This is a genomic window from Nocardia sp. NPDC057353 (genome assembly GCF_042667085.1).
Lineage (GTDB): Bacteria > Actinomycetota > Actinomycetes > Mycobacteriales > Mycobacteriaceae > Nocardia.
On the sequence record NZ_JBHVAK010000046.1, the window covers coordinates 18,843 to 38,955 of the forward strand.

The window sequence follows — 20,113 nt, forward strand, 5'->3', positions numbered from 1 at the left end:
GTGTGTGGTGTTCGGAGCGACCGGGTACATCGGCGGCAGGCTGGTGCCGGAACTGCTGAAGGCGGGGCACACGGTCCGGGTGCTGGCCCGCACCCCGGGGAAGCTGGCCGACGCGCCGTGGCGCGACGAGGTCGAGGTGCTGCAGGGTGACGTCACCGACGCCGACGACGTCGCGCGGGCGCTGGCGGGCCAGGAGGTCCTCTACTACCTGGTGCACTCGCTGACCAGGTCGGACTTCGACACCGTCGACCGCAAGGCCGCCGAGCTCGTGGTCCGCGCCGCCGACGAGCAGGGCCTGGCCCGCATCGTCTACCTGGGCGGCATCACCCCGGCCGGGCAGGATCTCTCCCGGCACCTGGCCTCGCGCGCCGAGGTCGGCGAGATCCTGCTGGCAGGCCGGGTCCCCGCGCTGGTGCTGCAGGCGGCGGTGATCATCGGCTCGGGCTCGGCCAGCTTCGAGATGCTGCGCTACCTGACCGAGCGGCTGCCCGCCATGGTCACCCCGCGCTGGGTGCGCAACCGGATCCAGCCCATCGCCGTCCGCGACGTGCTCTACTACCTGACCCGCGGCGCCGAGGTGGCCCCCGAGGTGCGCGGCGCCTTCGACATCGGCGGCCCGGACGTGCTCAGCTACCTGGAGATGATGCGCCGCTACGCCGCGGTCGCCGCGCTGCCGCGCCGGGTGATCGTCCCGGTGCCTGTCCTGACCCCGTGGCTCTCCGCGCAGTGGGTGAACCTGGTGACGCCGGTGCCGCGCGCCATCGCGGTGCCGCTGATGGAGTCGCTGATCAACGACGTGGTCTGCCGCGACCACACCATCGCCGAGCACATCCCCGACCCGGACGAGGGGCTCATCGGCTACGACCACGCGGTCGAGCTCGCGCTGGCCAAGATCCGCGACCTCGACGTCCCCACCCGCTGGTCGGACGCGGACGCGGGGACCGCGCCGTCGGACCCGCTGCCCACCGACCCGGAGTGGTCCGGCGGCTCGCTCTACCGCGACGAACGCTCGCTGGCCACCGAGGCCGACCCGCAGACCGTCTGGGCGGTGGTGGAGGCGATCGGCGGCGAGCACGGCTGGTACTCGTTCCCGCTGGCCTGGTCGGTACGCGGCTGGATGGACCGGGTGGTCGGCGGCGCCGGGCTGCGCCGCGGCAGGCGCGACCCGCACCGGCTGCGCGAGGGCGAGGCGCTGGACTGGTGGCGGGTCGAGCACCTGGAGCGCCCGCACCTGCTCCGGCTGCGCGCCGAGATGCGGGTGCCCGGCCGCGCCTGGCTGGAGCTGCGGGTCGAGCCCGACAAGGACGGCGCGGTCTACCACCAGCGCGCGCTCTTCGAACCACGCGGCCTGGCCGGGCACCTCTACTGGAAGGCCATCGCACCCTTCCACGCGGTGATCTTCGGCGGCATGGCCCGCAACATCACCGGCGCCGCCGAGGCCACGACGCACTGAACGAGCGAAGGCGGGTGCCCCCCGGGCACCCGCCTTCCGCTGTTCGCGCGCTACTGCGTGGACAGGCAGCCCTGGAAGGTCTGGAAGTCGCCCGCGAAGGCGAGCCCGCCCGAGCAGGTCGGCCGGTTCACCCCGTCCACCACGACGGTGGCGCCCGGTCCGGCGATCCCGATCGAGAGCCCCGGCCGCACGCCGAGGGTGATGACGCTCGCGCCGGGGCCGACGGCGACCGCGGCCGGAGCCGACAGGTAGCCCGACTCCGAGGTGGCCGCGCCGCCGTTCTGCGCGATGGCCAGCGACAGCCCGGCGGCGTTCGCGTCGGCGTCCGCGGTGCCGTCGGTGCCGATGGCGAGCGCCGCCGAACCGCCGACGCTCTCCGAGGCGCACGAGGCGTCGCCGACGGTGAGGGCGCGGACCTCGCCGCCCGAGGCCGGGCAGGACGCCGTCTCGGCGCTCGCGGCGGGGGCGGCGAGCAGGGCGCAGGCGGCGGCCGCACCGGCGCCGACGAGCACGGCCGCGGTGCGGCGCATGGCAGTGGTCTTCATGTCGTTCCTCCTGGGTCGTTCGGAACGCCGGACGATGGGTACCACCGCCCCGGCGCCGTTGTCCGGTGACTCAGTAATGACGCGAAATCGTCGCGTCAAACAGCCGGGTTTTCGCCCGCTTCAGTATCGCTACCTGCGAAAACAGAGAGATTCGACCGGCGGGAGCCGGTGGATGGGTCCGGCTCGGCGATGCGTCCGGATCCGCCGCTCAGCGCCGGGTCAGCTCGTCGAAGTGCGTCCGCATGGAAGTGATCAGGGCACTGAACACGCGGTGCGCCGCGGCCAGGTCCTCATCCGGGAGCGCGGCCATGGCGGCGCGGGTGCGGGTGCCGAGCGGGGTGAAGAAGCCGCGCGCGACGTCCATGCCGTGGTCGGCGTAGCGCAGCAGCACCTTGCGCCGGTCGGCGGCATCGGTGTCCCTGCGGATGTGCCCCGACTCGATCATCCGCTCCACCAGGTAGGTGACCGCGGCGGTGGAGATGCCGAGCAGCTTGGCCAGCCGCCCCGCGGTGAGCGGGTCACCCTCGATATCGGCGGTCGCGATGTGCATGAGCGCCCTGAAGTCGGTCGGCCGCAGTTCGTTGGCGCGCGCGAACACGTGCCCCAGCTGCTCCGAGACCGCGGTGAGCGCCCGCAGATCGGCGGAGATCTCGGACTCCAACAGCTCGCGCTCGCTCACCTGCGGCACGCGCTCCTCGGTCATCCCCGCGATCCTTTCCAACCACCCGGAAAGGCCAGCCTATCCGAGCGGCGCGCGGTGCAGCGTGTCAGCGCGGGACGGTGACCGGCTCCGTGCAGCTCGCCGCGCCGTCGACCAGCGAGCACGCCGCCGGGTCCCGGGTCGGCAGGTAGCCGGCCGGAGTGCCGTTCGCGCGGATCAACTCGGTGTAGGCGGGCACCGCGTCGGTCGGGCGGCGGGTGAGCGTCGGGTCGGTCAGGACGTCCACCGTGTACAGCCCGAAGCGGGGGGAGTAGCTGCCCCACTCGTAGTTGTCGGTGAGCGTCCAGTAGTTGTAGCCGATGACGTCCATGCCGTCGGCGACCGCGCGCTGCAGCCAGTAGACGGTGTCGCGCAGGTTGTCGGCGCGGGTGTAGCCGTCGGCGCGCGGCTTGCCGTTGTCGGTCGGCAGGCCGTTCTCCACGATGTAGAGCGGCTTGCCGGGGAACTGGCGGGCGTAGTGCCGCAGCGCGTAGTAGATGCCCTCGGGCTCGAGCGGGTTCTGCCAGAGCTTCTCGAAGTCGTACGGGGTGCGCAGGGCGTCGGGGGAGAGGCCGTAGTAGTAGTCGATGCCGATGTAGTCGAGCGCACCGCCGATCCGCTCCAGCAGCGCGCCGTTGACCGCGCCGTCGACGGCGGGGATGTAGGCGGCGTTGCTGGTCACCATGGCGCCCGGCTGCACCCGGTGGATGTGGTCGTAGATCGCCAGGTGCGCCTGCGCGATCTTCTCGTGCATGACCGGGACCTCGCCTGCGGGCAGCGTGCCGTGCTGCACCTCGCGCAGCAGGTAGACAGCGGGCTCGTTGAAGGTCACCCAGAGCGGGTCGGCGGCGGCGTAGCGGTCGACCACGGTGCGCGCGTTGGCCAGCCAGTTCGGCACGATCTCCGGGTCCGCCCAGCCCCCGCGGTCGGCCTGCCAGCCCGGGTACACCCAGTGGTCGAGGGTGATCATCGGCCGCATCCCCGCCGCGCGGATCGCCGCCACCACCTCGTCGTAGAAGCGCAGCCCCGCCTCGTCCCACACCCCCGGCTGCGGCTGCACCCGCGCCCACTCGACCCCGATCCGGTACACCTGCACCCCCAGCCCCCGCGCGAGCGCGATGTCCTCGCGGAAGCGGGTGCGGAAGTCGATGGAGTCGCCGTACGGCTCGTGCTGCCGAGCGGCGTAGCGCGACCAATTGCTGTCCGGCGCATGCCCTTCGGACTGGAAGCCGGAGGAGGCGACGCCCCACAGGAAGTCCGGCGGCAGGGGAGCGGGCGCTCCGGGGGAGGCTCCGGCCTGCGGGGGAGCGAACAAGAGCAGGGCGACGAGGACGGCCAGGATACGCATCGCGACACAGCGTAACTGGTCGCTCGTCCGAATGTAAGACAAATTGTGGTACCTAGATATGCGCATCTAACTATGTTTAATACCTCACCTCACAAAAGCAAAAGACGGCAGCGATCAGGAGGGGAAGTGCGCCCAGCGCTGGGCGATTCGGGCACACGCCCGGGTCAGCTCCGGCGGCTGCACATCGGTGAGCTCGGTGTCGAAGGTGGCCAGGATCCCGGCGATCCCCGCCCACGACCACGCACCGAGCGTCATCCGGCAATGCCCGGCATCCAGCTGTTCCACGACCGATCCACCCGGCGCCCACCGCGCGACCACCTCGGCCGGGAGCGCGAGCCGCGCCGAACCGGTGCACTGCCAGGCGGCGGGGGTGTCGCCGCGGTCAGGGCTGGTCATGACGAAGGCGGCGACGTCGCCCGGCAGCTCGCGCTCCGGGAACGGTTCGGTCGTGGCGCGCGGGCGCAGCCGGTCGACCCGCAGGACGCGCCAGCCCTCGTCCCAGGCGACCAGGTACCAGCGGGCCGCCCACACCGCGAGGTGGTGCGGTTCGATACGCCGGGCTTGCGCGAAGTCGGGGTCGCCGGGGGCGGGTCGGGTGCCGTCGGCGCGCAGCACCTCGACGACGAGGAGGTGTCTGCGCCGCACCGCGGCGCCGACCACCGCGAGGTCCTGCGGGTCGATGGGCGGTGCCGGGAATTCCCAGTAGTTGCGGAGCTGAGTGAGCCGCAGCGTGCCCATGGCGGCGCGCAGCCGGGGCGGCATGGCGCGGGTGAGGGTTTCGAGGGCGCGGGCGGTGTCGTCGGCGAGGCCGAAGATGGTGGCCGGTGCGGTCTGCAGCGCGACGGCGACGGCGAGCGCCTGGTCGTCGTCGAGCAGCAGCGGCGGTAGCGCGCTGCCCGCGCCGAGCCGGTACCCGCCGCCGGGGCCGCGCACCGTGGTGATGGCGTAGCCGAGTTCCCGCAGCGTCTCGATGTCGCGGGTGACGGTGCGGGCGCTGACCGCGAGGCGTTCGGTGAGTTCGGGGAGCGACCACTGCGGTCGCGCGGCGAGCAGGGAGAGGAGTTGCAGGGCGCGCCGGGAGGTTGTTGCCACGTGTCCATGGTGCGCGCGGTAGTGGTCATTCGGTGTCCGGTACCCGCGGGATCGTTGCGGGACAGGGTGCCGGATGAAGGAGTGGACGCGGATGCGGGTGGTTGTGGTCGGCGGCGGGATCGGCGGGTTGGCGCTGGGATCGGGGCTGCGCCGAGCGGGGGTTGAGGTGGCGGTGTTCGAGCGGGACACCGATGTGCGGGCGACGGGCGGCTACCACATCACGCTGGACGGGCCCGCGCAGGAGGCACTGCGCGGGCTGGTCGCGCCGGAGATCGTGGAGCGGATTCAGGCGTCCGGTTCGGCGCTGCGGCTGCGGGATCCGGACGCGTTCTGGGATCGGCGCGGGCGGTTCCTCGGGCAGGGCCGGGACCTGCGGGACGACCCGAGCCTCGATATCGACCGGATCACGCTGCGCGCGCTGCTGGCAGAGGCGGTCGGTGACGACCTACACCTGGGGAAGGTGGTGTCCGGGGTCGGGTACGACGAGGACGGTTCGCCGTGGGTGTCGTTCGCGGACGGCTCCTCCACGACTGGTGACCTGGTGGTCGGGGCGGACGGCGCGCACTCGCTCGTCGCGCGGTTCCTGGCAGGTGGGCCGACGAACGCGCCCGCCGGGATCGTCGGGTTCTCCGGTCGGACCTCGGTGTCGGAGCTGAGCGCGGGGGAGCGGGAGCGGTTGGGGTCGCGGTCGGGGTTGGTGGTCGGCCCGCACGGTGCGGCGCTGTATCTGGGGTTCCTCGATCCGGTGGGGAACGCGGTGCTGGATCGCCCGGAGCTGCGGGCTTCGGTGACCACCGGCCCGACGTTCATCTGGGGCGCGATGTTCCCCGACTCCGCGGTGACCGGCGCGCTGCGAAAGTTGCGCGGGAGCACGCTGCAGGCGGCGCTGTTGGCCCAGTTTCGGGAGCTGGGATGGAGTGCGAAGGTGCTGGAGGTGCTCGAGGCCGCCGATCCGGAGAGCGTGGCGGCGTTCCGCTTCAATGCGGCCTCGTCCCGGGCGGACGATCTGGCGCCGTGGCGGGCGGGCCGGATCACCGCGCTGGGCGACGCGGTCCATGCCACGCCGCCGACGGCCGGGATGGGTGCCGGTGCGGCGATCCGCGACGCGGCCGATCTGGTGGAGCGATTGGGCTCGGCCGTGCTCCCTTCGGCTGTCGAGGGTTTCGAAGCGGCCATGCGGGAGCGGGGTGCGGCGGTATTGACCGCGGCGATGGGCCCGGTGCGCTGGATCCTGTTCACCGATACGGCGGTCGGGGCGGCGCTGACGGTGGCGGCTGCCCCGATCCTCGCCGTCGCGTCGCGGGTGCTGCGTCGTCACTAGCCGCGCCGCCTCCGGGGCGGACGATCCCTGCCCGGCCGCGGCGGCCTCGACCCTTCCGTTCCGGCTCGCCGACCGCGGCCTGCGCATCTCCACCGTGCCCGGCGAGCATCCGCCGCGTCGACACAGCGTGCTCGCGGGTCGGCTGTGTTCAGCGGGCGTTGTGCCGGGCCAGGTTCCAGCTCTGCCAGGTGTCGCCGGCGAGCTGGTCGGCGAGGTCGGCGCGCAGCCGGACCCGAAGGTCGGCGGGGAGCCGTTCGATGGCGGGCGCGATATCGGCGGAGAGGCTGCCGAGGTAGGCGGTGTCGAGCTTGCCGCTGTGCTGCCAGCGGTCGATATTGCGGTCGGCAATGAGCCGCTCGGGGTCGAGGGCGGCCAGCGTGAGCAGGGTGGCGGCGGCGGTGGCGACGGTGGCGCGCGGGAGCCAGGCGAACCGCAACCGCAGCACGGCGCCGATGACCATGAGGTAGACGGCGGCGAGCCCGAGCTCGGTGGTGCCGACCATGAGTCGGTAGACGGTGAAGCCGTAGGCCTCCTGATAGGTCCAGAGCCGGGTGAGGGCGGAGGCGTCGATGATCAGGGTGAGCGCGCTGACCGCGACGAGCAGGGCGCGCAGCCAGCGGCGCTGGGCCGGAGTGTCCTTCGCGGCGCGGTGCAGGACGGGGAGGATGACGGCGAGGGTGAGCACGGTGACGGCGGAGAGCTGCCAGAAGCCGCTGCGCGCGTACTCGGCGTAGGTGAGGCCCGCGGTGCGCTGCACGTGGTCGTCGCCGCCGAAGGCCGCCACCAGCTGGGTGCCGAGGAAGGCGGCGAAGAGCGCGGTGAGGGTGCCGACGGGCAGTGCCCACTCCAGCAGGGTGAAGGTGCGGCGCGGGGGTTTCGTCGCCGCGGGGGCGGGCGGCCCGGCGAGCAGGTAGAGCGGGCTGACCACGCCGATGCCGATGGCGGTGAAGATGATGGCCCAGGCGAAGGCGGTGTCGCCGCCGATGCGCGGGGTGATGGTGTCGATTCCGGCGGCGAAGGTGGCGTCGGCGCTCGCGAGCAGTGGGACGAACACCAGCAGGACGGTGACCGTCGCCGCGAGCGAGACGGCGAGCCTGCGGTTTCCGGTTCCGGCCCTGCGGCGCGGGTCCTGATTGACCCATACCCAGCAGGTGGCGTCGATCGAGCTCAGGGGGATGGCGAGGGTGTCGAAGACGAATCCGTTGATCGTGCGGTGGCCGAGGACGGCGAGTGAGGCGGTGACTCCGGCGGTGATCGCGCAGAGCGCGAAGAGCCAGGGGGCGGCGCGGAAGGTGCCGACGGCGAGCAGGGCGAGGGTGGCGAGGGTCCACCAGAGGCGTTCCGAGCGCCAGAGCGGGACGGGTTCGCCGTTGTCCGGAACGGCGCGCCGGGCGCGCAGGTGGACGGTGGTGACGGCGCCGACGGCGGCGATGCCGGCGAGCAGCCAGCCGATACCGGGGCGGTCGGGGGTGACGGCTAGCGCGCCTGCCAGTCCGGCGGCGGTGGCGGCGGTGAGGACGCCCGCGGGGTAGCCGACTCGGCGCCAGCGGGGCGGGGCTGGTGGGAACAGCGGCGGCTCGTCGAGTGTGCCGATGGCGGGCTTCTGGTCGGGCACGGGTTCTCCTGGGAGGGTGTCAGTGGGCTGCCGGTGCGGTGGCGGGCAGCACGATGCGGATGCGGGATCCGGGGTCGGTGACGGCGATGGTGCCGCGGTGCAGGTCGATGACCCAGCGGGCGATGGCGAGGCCGAGGCCGGTGCCGCCGCCGTCGGTGCGCCCGCCGCGGGTGAAGCGGTCGAAGATGGTGTCGCGCTGGTGGGGTGGAATGCCGGGCCCGTCGTCCTCGACGTCGATGACGGTGTCGCCTGCGGCGGTGTGCGCGCGCAGCCGGACCTCGCCGCCGGTGGGGCCGTGCCGTGCGGCGTTGTCGAGCAGGTTGAGCAGGACCTGGTGCAGGCGGGCGCGGTCGGCGTGCACGGTGGTGCCGGGTTCGGCGGTGGTGTGGAAGCGGATGCCGCGGCCGAGCGCGGTGGCCATGACCCCGGCTTCGGCGACGACCTCGGCGAAGAGCGGGGCGAGCGGGAGCTCCTCGCGGTCGAGCGGCATGGCGCCGGCTTCGATGCTGGAGATGTCGAGCAGGTCGGTGACGAGGCGGCCGAGGCGTTCGGTCTGGTGCAGTGCGGTTCGCAGGGTGCCGGGGTCGGGTTCGGAGACGCCGTCGACGAGGTTCTCCAGCAGGGCGTTGAGTGCGGTGATGGGGGTGCGGAGTTCGTGGGAGACGTTGGCGATGAGGTCGCGGCGCTGCTGGTCGGCGGCGGCGAGGTCGCCGGCCATGCGGTTGAAGGCGTCGGCGAGCTGGCCGACTTCGTCGCGGGAGGAGGCGCGGACCCGGGCGGTGTAGTCGCCGCGGGCCATGCGTCGGGCGGCGGCGGTCATGTCGCGCAGCGGCAGGGTGATGCCGTGGGCGAGGAATTGGGAGGCGACGAGCGCGATGAGCATGGCGGCGAGGGTGGTGCGCGGGGGGATCCAGCCGATCTGGATCCAGAAGTAGACGAAGCCGATGCCGCCCGCGAAGGTCATGAGGACGGCGAGTTTGAGTTTGACGGAGCGGATGGGGTCGAGCGGGCGCGGCATGGCGGCGCTGACCCGGGCCGCCGCGGCGCGCAGCCGGGCGTTCACCGCTGTTCCAGGGCGTAGCCGACGCCGTGCACGGTGCGGATGAGGTCGGCGCCGAGTTTGCGGCGCAGTGCCTTGATGTGGCTGTCGACGGCGCGGGTGCCCGCGGCGTCGGCCCAGTCCCAGACCTGTTCGAGGAGCCGTTCGCGGGCGTGCACCACGCGGGGGCGCTGCGCGAGGCGGGTGAGGAGTTCGAATTCGAGCGGGGTGAGCCTTGCTTCGACGCCCGCGCGCCAGACGCGGCGCTGGCCGGTGTCGATGCGGAGGTCGCCGACGACGGTGACGGTGTCCGCGGTGGTGTCGGCGCGGTCGACGCGGCGCAGCAGGGCGTGCACGCGGGCGGTGAGGATGCGCAGGGAGAAGGGTTTGGTGAGGTAGTCGTCGGCGCCGACGCCGAGCCCGACGAGCTGGTCGGTCTCGTCGGTGCGGGCGGTGAGCATGAGGACCGGGACGGGGCGTTCGGCCTGGATGCGGCGGCAGACCTCGAGGCCGTCGTAGCCGGGCAGCATGATGTCGAGGACGACGAGGTCGGGGCGGAATCGGGTGGCGGCGGCGGTGCCTGCGGGGCCGTCGGGCGCGGTCTCGACGGTGAACCCCTCGGCGCGCAGCCGCGCCGCCACCGATTCGGCGATGGTCGGCTCATCCTCGATGACCAGGATCCGGCGCTGTTCCATGGTCGGGGAGCCTAACCAGGGGGTGTGGAGAGATCCTGGCTCGTTCGTGGAGATTCTGTGTGGTCAGCCGGGCAGGGTTTCGCCGCCGATCGGGGCGAGGATCTCGCCGGAGTAGTAGGAGGACATGGCTCCGGACGCGAAGAAGACGTAGGAGGGGGCGATCTCGTCGGGTTGGGCGGCGCGTTCGAAGGGCACCTGCTTGCCGAAGTCGGCGACCTTGTCCGCGTCCATCGTGGCGGGGATGAGTGGGGTCCAGACCGGGCCGGGGGCGACGGCGTTGACCCGGATGCCGCGGTCCTTCAGGGACTGGGCGAGGGAGTAGGTGAGGGCGTTGACGGCGCCCTTGGTGGCGGCGTAGTCGATGAGGGTGGCGTTGCCGCGCAGCCCGTTGATGGAGCTGGTGTTGATGATGGCGCCGCCGGGGGTGAGGTGGGCGAGCGCGGCTTGGATGGCGTGGTAGAAGCTGTCGATGTTGACGGCGAAGGTGCGCCGCCACTGTTCGGGGGTGAGTTCGGCGAAGTCGTCGACGGGTTGCTGGTAGGCGATGTTGTTGACCAGGATGTCGAGGCCGCCGAGGTCGCCTGCGGCGCGGTCGATGACGCCGCGGCAGTGGTCGGGGTCGGCGAGGTCGCCGGGGTAGAGGTGGCAGGCGCGGCCGGTGGCGGTGACGAGGTCGCGGGTGTGTTCGGCGTCGGCGTCCTCGGAGAGGTAGGCGATGGCGACGTCGGCGCCCTCCTTGGCGAAGGCGATGGCGACGGCGCGCCCGATGCCGGAGTCGCCGCCGGTGACGACGGCCTTCTTGCCGTCGAGCAGGCCGCGGCCGACCCATCCGCGCATCTCGTCGCGGGGCTGTTCGGCCATGTCTGCGGTGTGGCCGGGGTAGTCGATGGTGTGCGGGGTGTGCTCGGTCATGGTCGGCGCCTACCCGGCGCAGGCGCGGTGAACCGGGGTTTGCGGGGCGGGCTGTCGGGCACAGCGTCGGTGTTCACCGGTTCCGTTCCCAGGAGGTTGTCCCATGGCGCTGACCGCGCTCGCGCTGGTGTGCTCGCTGAAGAAGTCCCCGGCCGATTCCAGCAGTGAGCTGATCGCCAAGCAGGTGCTGGACGAGCTGTCCGGGCACGGGGTGACCGGTGAGACGGTGCGGGTGGTCGACTACGACGTCCGGCCGGGGGTGAGCGCCGACGAGGGCGACGGCGACCAGTGGCCGCAGCTGCGCGACCGGATCCGGGCCGCCGACATCCTGATCGTGTCGGCGCCGACCTGGGTCGGGCACATGTCCTCGGTGGCGCAGCGGGTGCTGGAACGGCTGGACGCGGAGCTGTCGGCGACCGACGAAGAGAATCGGCCGAGCATGGTCGGGAAGGTCGCGCTGGCGGCGGTGGTCGGGAACGAGGACGGGGCGCACAAGATCGTCGCGGATCTGTTCCAGGCGTTGAACGACATCGGGTTCAGCATTCCGGCGCAGGGGTGCACGTACTGGAACGGGGAGGCGATGCAGGGGACGGACTACCTCGATCTGGACGAGGTGCCGGAGCCGGTGCAGAGCACCACCGCCGCCGCGGCCCGCAATGCTGCGCACCTGGCGCGGGTGTTGCAGGCGCAGCAGTACCCGGCTTACCCGGCCTAGGCGGGTCGCGTTCGTGCGAATCGAAGTCGGCATCGAGGGCGAACTCGCCCAGCTCGGACCGACCGGCTACCGGCCGCTGCGAGTGCGCGACACTCTGTTCTGACCGTGTGCGGTCAGGGTTTCGGCGCGGACCTGGGAGGGGGGTTTGCCGAACCATCGTCGGCACGTGCGGGTGAACGAGGCGTGCTCGGAGAAGCCCATCACGGCCGCGATCTGGGCGAGTGGAATGTGGGTCTGGCGCAGGTAGCGGTCGGCTGTGCTGCGGTAGAGGTCGTCACGGATCGCCTCGAACGTCTCGCCGTCGCGGGCGAGGTGCCGTTGCAGGGTGCGGGGATGTAGTCCTAGCAGCGCGGCGATATCGGATTTCGTGCCGTTCCCGGCGCCCATGCTCGCGACCAGGGCGTGGCGGACCCGATCGGCGAGCTGGTCGCCGCGGGCGGTGAACCGCTGGGCGAGGTCGGTGCGGGCACGCTGGTAGATCGCCGGTTGGGCGTGCTGCAACGGCGCGCCGAGCAGACGCCTGCGGGCATGCAGACCCGCGTAGGGCTGCTCGAAGTGGACCGGAGCGCGAAAGTAGTCGCGGTAGAGCTGAGCGGGCGCGAGTGGGGTGTGTGGTAGCGAGACCGCCTCCACGCCGAACTCCGCGCCGGTGATCACCCGGCCGATCCCGAACGCGGTCGCCAGACAGCTGTCGATGAGTTGCCGCTGCCCGAGGCGGTCGTCGAGTCGTGCTTCGAACCGCAGGGTGGCACAGTCCGGGCCGACGGGGCTGTGCTGGTCCAGGGTGATGGAGTAGGCCGGGCTGTGGGCCAGCAGATAGCGCGAGGCATCGACGATCGCGGACTCGACGGTCCGGGAGTGCCGCAGCACGATCGCCAGCAGGCCGAGCACGCCGGGGTCTTGCCGCTGGGCGAGTCCGAGCCCGAAATGCGGGCACCGCAGCGTGTCGGCGCTGTCCTCGAGCAGCCGTGCCACAGCGTCCAGCGAGATCAGCGCTTCGGCGTCGTCGCCGATCTCGAGACCGTGTTCGGTGAGCAGCTGCTCCGGATCGCCGCCGAGGTCGCGCACGAACTCGCCGAAGCCCCGCAGGCTCCCCGCGCGCACGACCGTATTCACGGTGTCCACGCTCGCGACGGTGTCTCGATATGTCAAGTACATGGTTCGGCCGGTTGATAGCGTCGCGGCTCTTCGCTCGACCGGTATCGGAGGCAACGACCATGACCCGACAAGATGTGCTGCTCATTCACGGCACATGGTGCAACGGCGCGAACTGGGGCGACTTCGCGGCGGGACTCGAAGACCGCGGCTACCGGGTCCACACACCGACATTGCGCCATCACGGCCATCCGCACGACATCGACATCTGGGGCAACGCGCCGAAAGTCGCGAAGCTGGGTCTGCTCGACTACGTCGCCGACCTCGCCGCGCTGGTGGAGACGATGCAGACGCCCCCGATCATCATGGGGCACTCCGTCGGTGCGCTGATCGCGCAATTGCTCGCCGCCAGGGTGCGCTGCGCCGGAGTCGTATTGCTGGGTCCGGCACCGGCGTGGGGGATGTTCGCGATGTACCCGACCATGACCCGGCTGTGGGCCAGGTATCTGCCCCAGTGGCTGACCGGCAAGCCGATGTATCCGGTCTCCTGGAACGCCTGGGTCACCCTGATCTGCAACACCCAGCCCCGCCAGATCCAAGAGTCCTACTACCGGACCCTGTGCGCCGAGTCCGGCACCGCCTACCGCCAGATGGCACTGTGGTTCCTCGACCCCGAGCAAAGCGCCCGCGTCGACTACGCCGCCGTCGATGCCCCCGTGCTCGCCATCGCCGGATCCCAGGACAAATGCACGGCCCCGCGAATCGCCCGCGTCACCGCCGAGAAGTACGGAGCCCGGGCGACGTATGTGGAGCTGCGCGGATCCGACCACATGATGACCGTGGGCCGGTATCTGCCGGTGACCCTCGCGGCGATCGACGAGTGGCTGGCGGCCCACGCCCTCACGCCGAAGGTCGCAGCCGAGTAGCTGGCCGCCACTCGCCGCCCGCCGCCGATGCTTGCTGTGAGCGCCGCCGAGTTGTGGCGCGCAGCCCCCTGATCAGAGCCCGAGTTTGGTGACGGCGTTGTCGTCGAGGGGGTCGGCGGTGCGGATGTAGCCGTGCACGGTGCGCGGGTTGGACCACCGGCCCTGGCGCATGATCTCGCGGTCGCCCGCGCCGCCGAGCGCGGCCTGGGTGGCGAACCCGGCGCGCAGCGAGTGCCCGGAGAACAGGGCGGGGTCGAGCCCGGCCTTGGCGGCGTAGCGCTTGACGAGTTCGGCGACGGCGCGCCCGGAGATGGCGCGGTCGCCGATTCCGCCGTGCCGGGTGATCGCGGGGAAGAGGGGGAGGTCGGCGTCGAGGGCGGTGCCGGTGAAGCCGTAGCAGCGGTGCAGTGCCGGATCCCGGTGCGGTGGGGGGTTGGCCGGGGTGGTGGCGCGCAGTTCGAGCCAGGCGGCGTAGGCGCAGATCGGGCAGGTGTGCGCGCGGTTGCCGCGGGGGAGCGCGACGCGGTGTTCGGCGGTGCCGGTGGGGTCGGTCTTGGTGGCGGGTAGCCGGAGGACGAGGACGGGTTCGCCGGTGCGGTGGTCGGTGTGGACGGTGATGTCGCCGATGCGCAGCCCCGCGAGTTCGCTGCGGCGCAGCGCGCCCGCGAAGCCGGTGAGCAGGAGCAGGGTGTCGCGGCGGCGGGCGGGTTCGGTGGGCATGCCCGGTGGGGGCAGGCAGGCGAGGAGTTGCTCGAGGGTGTGCAGCAGGACCGGGCGTTTGCGTAGCGGTGCGCTGCGCCGGGCGCGCCGGATGCCCCGCAGGGTCATGCGGACGACGTCGGAGCGGGTGGGGGAGGGCAGGCCGTTGGCGGCGTGGACCGCCGCGACGGCCGATGATTTGCGTTCCAGGGTGGCCGCGCCGAATGCCCATCGGCCGTCTTCCTTGCGTGCGTCCGCGGCGGCGGCGAGGTAGACGGCGAGGTCGAGAGGGTCGGCGGGGAGTGCCTGGCGGTTCTCGCTCGCGCACCAGGCGGCCCAGGCGATCCAGTCCGCGCGGTAGGCGCGGACGGTGTTCTCCGATTGGGCGGCCTGGAGGTAGCGGCTGAGTGCGCCCGCCTGGGTGTCGTCGAAGCGTTCCCGGACCCGGCGCAGTGCTGCGGTGTCGATGAGGACGGTGCCGACGCCTGCGCGCAGCCGGGCTTGGACCGGGTCGGGGACGGCGACGGGGTATTCGGGCACGGCTCGAGGATAGTCGCGGTGGGGTGCTCTCTCTTCGACCAATTAAGTAGCGTTACGTGCGGCCAACGAAACGAAACGTATCGACGCTCGCAGGACGCGACTGACGCGGTGCCACCGACATCTAGCCTCCGATAATGTTCACTTATCGGAGGCTAGAGCTACCCGGGCTGCTGCCGCTGCGCGCTCGCCCGATCGAACGGCTGACCACCGCATTGCGGTGTGAAGGCGCCGACCGTCCGCTGCGGGGCCTGCCCGGGCACTCGGTTTCGAGGACCGGGCCCTGCTCGTAGACGGCACCCTCGTGCCGACCCGCGACCTCAGCATCGCCACACAGTCCAAGAACTACCGGTACTCGACCAACCATCAGGTCGTCATCAACACCGACACCCGAACTCGTCGTCGCGCTCGGGCGACCGCTGCCGGGCAACCGCAACGACTGCCGCGCCTACGCCGAGTCCGGCGCCGCCCACGCCTGCCGCAACACGATAGTGACCGCCGATGGCGGCTACCAGGGAACGACCGCGATCATCCCGCACCGACGGACGCCGGGCCGCGAACTGCCGGCTCGGAAGCAGGAACACAACGCCTCGCACAGGCAGGTCCGCGCGAGGGTGGAGCACATCTTCGCGCGGATGAACACCTCGAAGATCCTGCGTGACAGCCACCTGCGCGGCGATGGAGTAGCGGTCGCGATGGCCGGAGCGGCCCGGCTGGCCCACCTCGCTCACGCCGCCTGACAACTCAGGCTCGACGCCGATCTCCACCGTCTCGCACGACTTTCGGACAGCGTTCAGTGATCGGTTCAGCGGGGTGTGAGGTCGAGGCGGGTGCCGTCGCCGGCAGGGACGACGTAGAGGGGGCTGCGGGTGACGGGGTTCCAGGTGTAGGGGATGAGGAAGTAGCGGTCGGGGCTGCGGGCGAGCAGGAACAGCCCGTCGTAGCGGAAGCGGTACTTGCTGTCGGGGATGGTCAGGACCGCGATCTGGGCTTGGGGGAGCACGAGGCGGTCGGTGCTGTAGAGCTGCACCGCGGGCCGGCCGGGGAACCCGGCGGCGGCGACGGCGGCGGCGTCGCGGACGCCACGCTCGGCGGCGACGGTGCTCAGCCCCCACACCATGGCCAGGAACGCCACCCCGCCCAGGAGCATGATCTGCAGCACCGGCTGGCCACCGCCGAGCATGCGGGTGTGCGGCGGGATCAGCGCAGGGAACAGCGAGCGCAGGTACAGGGTGTAGCCGAGCAGCCCGACCCCGGCCAGCAGCACCAGCGGCAGGGTCGTGTTCGGCGCCGGGATCGAGACCGAGGCCACGAGCACGACCGCGGCCGCCGCGCACAGCAGCGCCCCGAGTGCGGTGCTGGCGCGGGCGAGCCGGCGCAGCCAGGTGTAGCGGCGGGTGCTGTGCAGGGCGAGCAGGATCGGGACCCGGCGGGCGGCGACCAGGACGCCGAGCACGATCAGCCCGAGCAGCAGCGGGAAGAACCCGGCCAGGCTGCGGACGAGGTAGTCGGCGATGGTGAAGTCCAGCATCTTGGCGTCGATGCCGAAGTAGCCGTACCAGGTCCGCAGGTAGACCTGCCCGCAGTAGTACAGCACCGCCAGCGTGACACCGGCCTGGGAGATGGCCGCGGCGCTGGTGAGCGCCTTGCCCACCGCGCTCGTGCCGCCCTCGGTACCGGTTTCGGGCGTACTCACCGAGGGATCTCTGCCCGGTCCCCGAGGTCCGGGATCTCCAAGTCCAGCTCCGGGCGCTCGAGAGCCTCCGGATTGAGGAGGTCGGGAACCACCGGCGGATCGGGGGTGATGTCCGGGCCGATCTCCAGTGAGTGACCGGGGACATGGTGCTGGGTCGGAAGCGCGCCGGTGGAGAGCTCCGGCAGCGTGGTGCCCGGTAGTCCCGCCCTATTACCCGGACTACCCCCGGCCTCGCCCGACGGCGCGGGCACGGCCGGCGCAGTCTGCTCACCGTTCGTACCCGCGAGGGGAACCGACGCGATCGGCGGTACGGCATCGACGACGGACTCGGGCCCGGCTCCTGCGCTTCCGGGTGGCGCGGGACTGCCCGCGGCGCCCGAAGAGCCCGGTGCCCCGGGGGGGCCTGGGGCGCCGGAGGGCGCCGCAGCGCCCGGGGCGCCCGGCGCTGGCGCGGGAATGGACGTTTGAGGTGCAGGAAGCGTGTTCGTGGGCTCGTCCGCGGAGCACCCGACCACCGTCGTGAGCGCCGCGACCAGTACGATCCACCCGCGTGCCGATTTCACGTGGATTCATCCCCTCGTAGGGCAGTACAGCCCTGCCTCGGTCGGCTCTGATTCGTCATCCCCGAGCTGCCAACCGCAGCCGAATCACGCTTGGCAACAACAGGATGCGACTCACCCTCCAGCCGCCGCGCCCCCTTTTTCCGGGCGGTCGCCCACCGCACACCTCGGGATCCCACCCCGCCCGGGCCTTCGAGCGCGGAACTCGATCTCGGCCGGGCACCCGCTATCGCGCGCTCTACCAGGCAAAACGAGCGCTGTGAAAGCGGGATTCCGTCTCGCCGACCTCGATCGTCATTGCATATGCGCGTACAGATGCAATTGCAGTCAATCCCTCTTGGCGCGGCCCGGCGCGCCACCGGCACTGTCAGATTCGTTCCGAATACTCGCATTTCCGGCCGACCTGTCCCTGCACAGGACCATCGAGCGCAGACCGCACTCCGTCAGGGCGCTGGCGTCGGCAACCGTTCGTTCGTTTTCCGAACGCTCGCCTGCGCGGCGCCGCTGAGTCGGGACTCGCGGAAGCCGGTGTTCGGAAACCGGTAGGCTCCCGCCCGGTTGCCGAACATGTTTCCCGAACGAACTGAGGAGCTTGCGGTGGCATTGGTCGGTTTGGTCCGGGTCAGCACGTCCAAGCGGGAGACCGCGCGCCAGCACGACGACCTCGATCCGATCTGCGTGAAGGTGTTCGAGGAGAAGACCTCCGACCGCCTCGCCGTCGCCGACCGACCCGGGCTGCAGGCGGCGCCGGCCCACCTGCGGCCGGAGGGCAGGCACGTGGTGCAGGAGGCCGACCGGCTCGGCCGCAACCTCCTGAAGGGCCTGCTGGTGCTCAACGACCTGTTCGAGCAGGGCGCCAGGTGAAGGTGCTGCACGGTATCGCCGCCGGCGAGCACACCGAACGCAGCCTCATCCTCGAGCTGGCCCTCGCCCTCGCCGAGGACCGCCGCCGCGACATCGCCCGCATGACCCGCGACGGTCTCGCCGCGGCAGCGAAACGCGGGCGCAAAGGTGGCCGCGCGAAGTAGCAACGGTCGGGAGATCCGCGACAGAGCGATCGGTCGACCGGATGCTCTCTCGCTCTGTAGCATTTGTAGAAGCGAGAGATCGCTGATCGGATGGGGGCGAGTTGTCCGACGACGAGGCCAGAGGGCCGTTGGCCGAGTTCACTGCACTGCGTGCGGAGACGGACCGGCGCGGCACGCTGCAGCAGGGGATCTTCGTGCTGCAGCTGACAGCGGCAGGGGCGATCTTCTCTTTCGCTCTTTCGGACCCTTCACGAGTCCGCTTCCTGCTCATCCTTCCGCTGACTTCGTATGCTTTGTGTGCTCGGTATTGCTTGCATCATTGGGGGATCGAACGTATCGGCACCTACGTGCGCGAGAGTCTCAGCGCCCGGGTCCCCGGCGGGCTGCAGTGGGAAACCTGGATTCAGCAGTACCCGGCCCGAATGCGCCTGATCGGCTGGGTTGACCCGTTCTATCTGACTTTTCCTGGAGCCTCGGCGCTTGCGCTGGCCTGGACCGCTCCCCATACGTTCACTGCCCGTGGCGGGCTGTCGCTGCTGGGCCGTATCTGGTTTTCCGGTCTGTGGGGGCTCGGTGCGATCGCGACGATGCTATCGATCTTCATGATCTGGCGAATCACGGTCCGCCACCGGCACTGAGGTGGAGCCCATCTGGCCGAAGTCTGAGGTCAGCAGGAAGGAGGGCAGAAGGTGGGCGGGAATGCATTCGCGCACCATCGTCTGTCGGTGCATCAACGGTCAAGCGTAAGTGGCTCCTCCGAATGCGAATTTCGGAGGAGCCTTCTCACATGCTCGGTTGACCGGGTTGTCGCCGGCCGAAGGCGCCGACGGTGAGTCGGGTGCGGCGAGCGTTAGCCCGGTCTAGCAGATGGTCACCGTGACGGACATGGCCATGACCTTCGGCGTTCTGTCCTAGGCGCGGGCGGAAAACCGAGACCGCCTGGCTGGTCACCGGCGCAGTCCTGCGAGCCGCAGACTTCGGCGCGCTTTGGCTGGCAGGTCGTCGAAGGAAGTAGAGAACGAAAGAATCGAAGAATCGCAAGGCGTTCGAGCAGCACTTTGCGAAAATCGAGAACACCGGCGTGTGTCACGAAATTCCGGCGCGACTCCACCCAGCTCGCGCGTACTGTACCTCGATGGACCTGCAGAGATATCGGCTGTTGCTCGAACTGTCCTGTTACGCTACGCTGCTGGATCAGCAGGGAATTTCTGCCCGAGGCTTCAGCGGATCGCTGGAGCCTTTTTCGTGTGCTGATCGAGGCCTCCGGCGATTCGCCGGGGGCCTTTCGTCATTTCTGGAGGGGTTGTGTCGTCTCATGCCGCGTTCCCGGTGCAGGTCACCGCGTGGACGGTGTTCTGGGTCCAATTGCCGGTGCTGGTCCTGGTCGTGGCGGTGATCGTCGTAGCGATCACCGCGCTGCGCCGCGCGCGGGCCGAGGACGTCCCGAAGGTATTCGAGGCCTTTGCCGCCGGGTTCGGCCGGCGGCTGGCTCCGCCCCCTGCCGCCCCGCCCGAGATCCAACCACCGGCGCAGAGCGAGGAGTAGCCGGTGCCGATGCGAATTCGCGGGCGGGCTCGGGTCCGGCTACCCCGCCGTCAGCCGAACACCTTCGACTACGTAGGCGAGCACGTCGCAAACAGCTTCCTGGCCGAGGATCTCGACCGGGCGTGGAGCGTCCTGAGTCCTGCCGACCGGGAACTCATCACCTTCCTGCTCGACACCTCCGAAGAAGCCGACTCCGACGCTGACAAGGTGCACAGGCTGATCGGTCGCTTGTCCGGCAGCATCCGCGTGAACGCCGCACTGCGCGGACGGCTGCTGGTCTACCTAGGGGATCGGGTTCCCGCAGGTCTGTGTCTGTGGTGCGGTCGGGAACTTCCACCCCCGGCCCGTCCCCGGCGGCCGCGCAAGTACTGCGGCGCCACCCACCGACAGAGCGCCTCGCGCGCCCGCCGTCGGCAAGCCGAAGCTGCGGAATGAGACTCAGCCTCGGCTCCTTCCTCGTTCACCTCGGCAGGCCCGCGAGAATCAGCATCGTCGACCCTCGCGGCGAAGCCGTGCGGAGGCCACGAGGGTCGGCGGTGCGTGCGGCGTCAAGCTCGACGGTGTGCTCGGCGGCCCGGGTACCGTGGGCGGC

The 20,113-nt window shown here is 71.1% G+C and carries 20 protein-coding genes and 1 pseudogene; 10 read left to right on the forward strand and 11 right to left on the reverse strand.

The window, feature by feature from the left end:
* The first annotated feature begins 7 nt into the window (after positions 1-7).
* Positions 8-1,453, forward strand: a complete 1,446-nt coding sequence (locus ACFUUZ_RS22370) for an SDR family oxidoreductase (protein WP_378699195.1) — start codon at positions 8-10, stop codon at positions 1,451-1,453.
* 50 nt (positions 1,454-1,503) lie between these two features.
* On the opposite strand, the gene ACFUUZ_RS22375 is transcribed toward ACFUUZ_RS22370, so the two are convergent.
* The 4 genes from ACFUUZ_RS22375 to ACFUUZ_RS22390 form a co-directional block, all read right to left on the reverse strand.
* Entirely contained in the window at positions 1,504-1,998 is a 495-nt protein-coding gene (locus ACFUUZ_RS22375; protein WP_378699197.1) for a DUF6764 family protein, read from the reverse strand.
* Between the two features lie 208 nt (positions 1,999-2,206).
* Positions 2,207-2,701, reverse strand: coding sequence for a MarR family winged helix-turn-helix transcriptional regulator (locus tag ACFUUZ_RS22380; RefSeq protein ID WP_378699199.1), 495 nt, complete (start codon positions 2,699-2,701; stop codon positions 2,207-2,209).
* A gap of 64 nt (positions 2,702-2,765) precedes the next feature.
* Positions 2,766-4,046 carry a family 1 glycosylhydrolase gene (locus ACFUUZ_RS22385; protein WP_378699201.1) on the reverse strand — a complete coding sequence of 427 codons (1,281 nt, stop codon included), beginning with the start codon at positions 4,044-4,046 and terminating at the stop codon, positions 2,766-2,768.
* A 114-nt stretch (positions 4,047-4,160) separates the two neighbouring features.
* Positions 4,161-5,138: a helix-turn-helix transcriptional regulator gene (locus tag ACFUUZ_RS22390; protein ID WP_378699203.1), complete on the reverse strand. Its 978-nt coding sequence runs from the start codon at positions 5,136-5,138 to the stop codon at positions 4,161-4,163.
* A 91-nt stretch (positions 5,139-5,229) separates the two neighbouring features.
* Here ACFUUZ_RS22390 and ACFUUZ_RS22395 point away from each other — a divergent pair, with 91 nt between their 5' ends.
* Positions 5,230-6,459, forward strand: a complete 1,230-nt coding sequence (locus ACFUUZ_RS22395) for an FAD-dependent oxidoreductase (RefSeq protein WP_378699205.1) — start codon at positions 5,230-5,232, stop codon at positions 6,457-6,459.
* Between the two features lie 148 nt (positions 6,460-6,607).
* On the opposite strand, the gene ACFUUZ_RS22400 is transcribed toward ACFUUZ_RS22395, so the two are convergent.
* The 4 genes from ACFUUZ_RS22400 to ACFUUZ_RS22415 all read right to left on the reverse strand — a co-directional run bounded on the left by ACFUUZ_RS22400 (position 6,608) and on the right by ACFUUZ_RS22415 (position 10,720).
* On the reverse strand, positions 6,608-8,074 hold the full coding sequence (locus ACFUUZ_RS22400) for a DUF4153 domain-containing protein (protein WP_378699206.1): 1,467 nt from the start codon (positions 8,072-8,074) through the stop codon (positions 6,608-6,610).
* Between the two features lie 19 nt (positions 8,075-8,093).
* Complete coding sequence (locus ACFUUZ_RS22405; protein WP_378699263.1) at positions 8,094-9,092, reverse strand: ATP-binding protein; 999 nt, start codon at positions 9,090-9,092, stop codon at positions 8,094-8,096.
* A gap of 41 nt (positions 9,093-9,133) precedes the next feature.
* On the reverse strand, positions 9,134-9,808 hold the full coding sequence (locus ACFUUZ_RS22410) for a response regulator (protein ID WP_378699207.1): 675 nt from the start codon (positions 9,806-9,808) through the stop codon (positions 9,134-9,136).
* 63 nt (positions 9,809-9,871) lie between these two features.
* Positions 9,872-10,720, reverse strand: coding sequence for an SDR family oxidoreductase (locus tag ACFUUZ_RS22415; protein ID WP_378699209.1), 849 nt, complete (start codon positions 10,718-10,720; stop codon positions 9,872-9,874).
* A 103-nt stretch (positions 10,721-10,823) separates the two neighbouring features.
* Here ACFUUZ_RS22415 and ACFUUZ_RS22420 point away from each other — a divergent pair, with 103 nt between their 5' ends.
* Positions 10,824-11,435 (forward strand): flavodoxin family protein, encoded by a 612-nt coding sequence (locus tag ACFUUZ_RS22420; RefSeq protein WP_378699211.1) that lies wholly within the window; start codon positions 10,824-10,826, stop codon positions 11,433-11,435.
* 66 nt (positions 11,436-11,501) lie between these two features.
* Here the strand turns inward: ACFUUZ_RS22420 and ACFUUZ_RS22425 are convergent, their stop codons facing one another.
* Positions 11,502-12,560: an AraC family transcriptional regulator gene (locus ACFUUZ_RS22425; protein WP_378699213.1), complete on the reverse strand. Its 1,059-nt coding sequence runs from the start codon at positions 12,558-12,560 to the stop codon at positions 11,502-11,504.
* A gap of 92 nt (positions 12,561-12,652) precedes the next feature.
* Here ACFUUZ_RS22425 and ACFUUZ_RS22430 point away from each other — a divergent pair, with 92 nt between their 5' ends.
* Complete coding sequence (locus tag ACFUUZ_RS22430; protein WP_378699215.1) at positions 12,653-13,456, forward strand: alpha/beta hydrolase; 804 nt, start codon at positions 12,653-12,655, stop codon at positions 13,454-13,456.
* Between the two features lie 72 nt (positions 13,457-13,528).
* On the opposite strand, the gene ACFUUZ_RS22435 is transcribed toward ACFUUZ_RS22430, so the two are convergent.
* On the reverse strand, positions 13,529-14,695 hold the full coding sequence (locus ACFUUZ_RS22435) for a site-specific integrase (RefSeq protein WP_378699218.1): 1,167 nt from the start codon (positions 14,693-14,695) through the stop codon (positions 13,529-13,531).
* A 268-nt stretch (positions 14,696-14,963) separates the two neighbouring features.
* On the opposite strand from ACFUUZ_RS22435, the pseudogene ACFUUZ_RS22440 reads away from it, so the two are divergent.
* A pseudogene (locus ACFUUZ_RS22440) lies at positions 14,964-15,432 on the forward strand (transposase); the annotation flags it as partial.
* Positions 15,433-15,497: 65 nt separating this feature from the next.
* Here ACFUUZ_RS22440 and ACFUUZ_RS22445 read toward each other — a convergent pair.
* On the reverse strand, positions 15,498-16,388 hold the full coding sequence (locus ACFUUZ_RS22445; protein ID WP_378699220.1) for a hypothetical protein: 891 nt from the start codon (positions 16,386-16,388) through the stop codon (positions 15,498-15,500).
* A gap of 1,157 nt (positions 16,389-17,545) precedes the next feature.
* On the opposite strand from ACFUUZ_RS22445, the gene ACFUUZ_RS22450 reads away from it, so the two are divergent.
* From ACFUUZ_RS22450 to ACFUUZ_RS22470, 5 genes are all read left to right on the forward strand, one after another.
* The gene (locus ACFUUZ_RS22450; RefSeq protein WP_378699222.1) at positions 17,546-17,812 is read left to right on the forward strand and encodes a recombinase family protein; all 267 of its coding nucleotides are present in this window, start codon (positions 17,546-17,548) and stop codon (positions 17,810-17,812) included.
* Positions 17,809-17,976 (forward strand): hypothetical protein, encoded by a 168-nt coding sequence (locus ACFUUZ_RS22455; RefSeq protein ID WP_378699224.1) that lies wholly within the window; start codon positions 17,809-17,811, stop codon positions 17,974-17,976. The genes ACFUUZ_RS22450 and ACFUUZ_RS22455 overlap by 4 nt, the downstream gene beginning before the upstream one ends.
* Positions 17,977-18,077: 101 nt before the next feature.
* Positions 18,078-18,614: a hypothetical protein gene (locus tag ACFUUZ_RS22460; protein ID WP_378699226.1), complete on the forward strand. Its 537-nt coding sequence runs from the start codon at positions 18,078-18,080 to the stop codon at positions 18,612-18,614.
* 667 nt (positions 18,615-19,281) lie between these two features.
* On the forward strand, positions 19,282-19,521 hold the full coding sequence (locus ACFUUZ_RS22465; protein ID WP_378699228.1) for a hypothetical protein: 240 nt from the start codon (positions 19,282-19,284) through the stop codon (positions 19,519-19,521).
* 3 nt (positions 19,522-19,524) lie between these two features.
* A complete protein-coding gene (locus tag ACFUUZ_RS22470; RefSeq protein WP_378699229.1) occupies positions 19,525-19,956 on the forward strand; it encodes a hypothetical protein in 432 nt (143 codons plus the stop codon).
* Positions 19,957-20,113 lie beyond the last annotated feature (157 nt).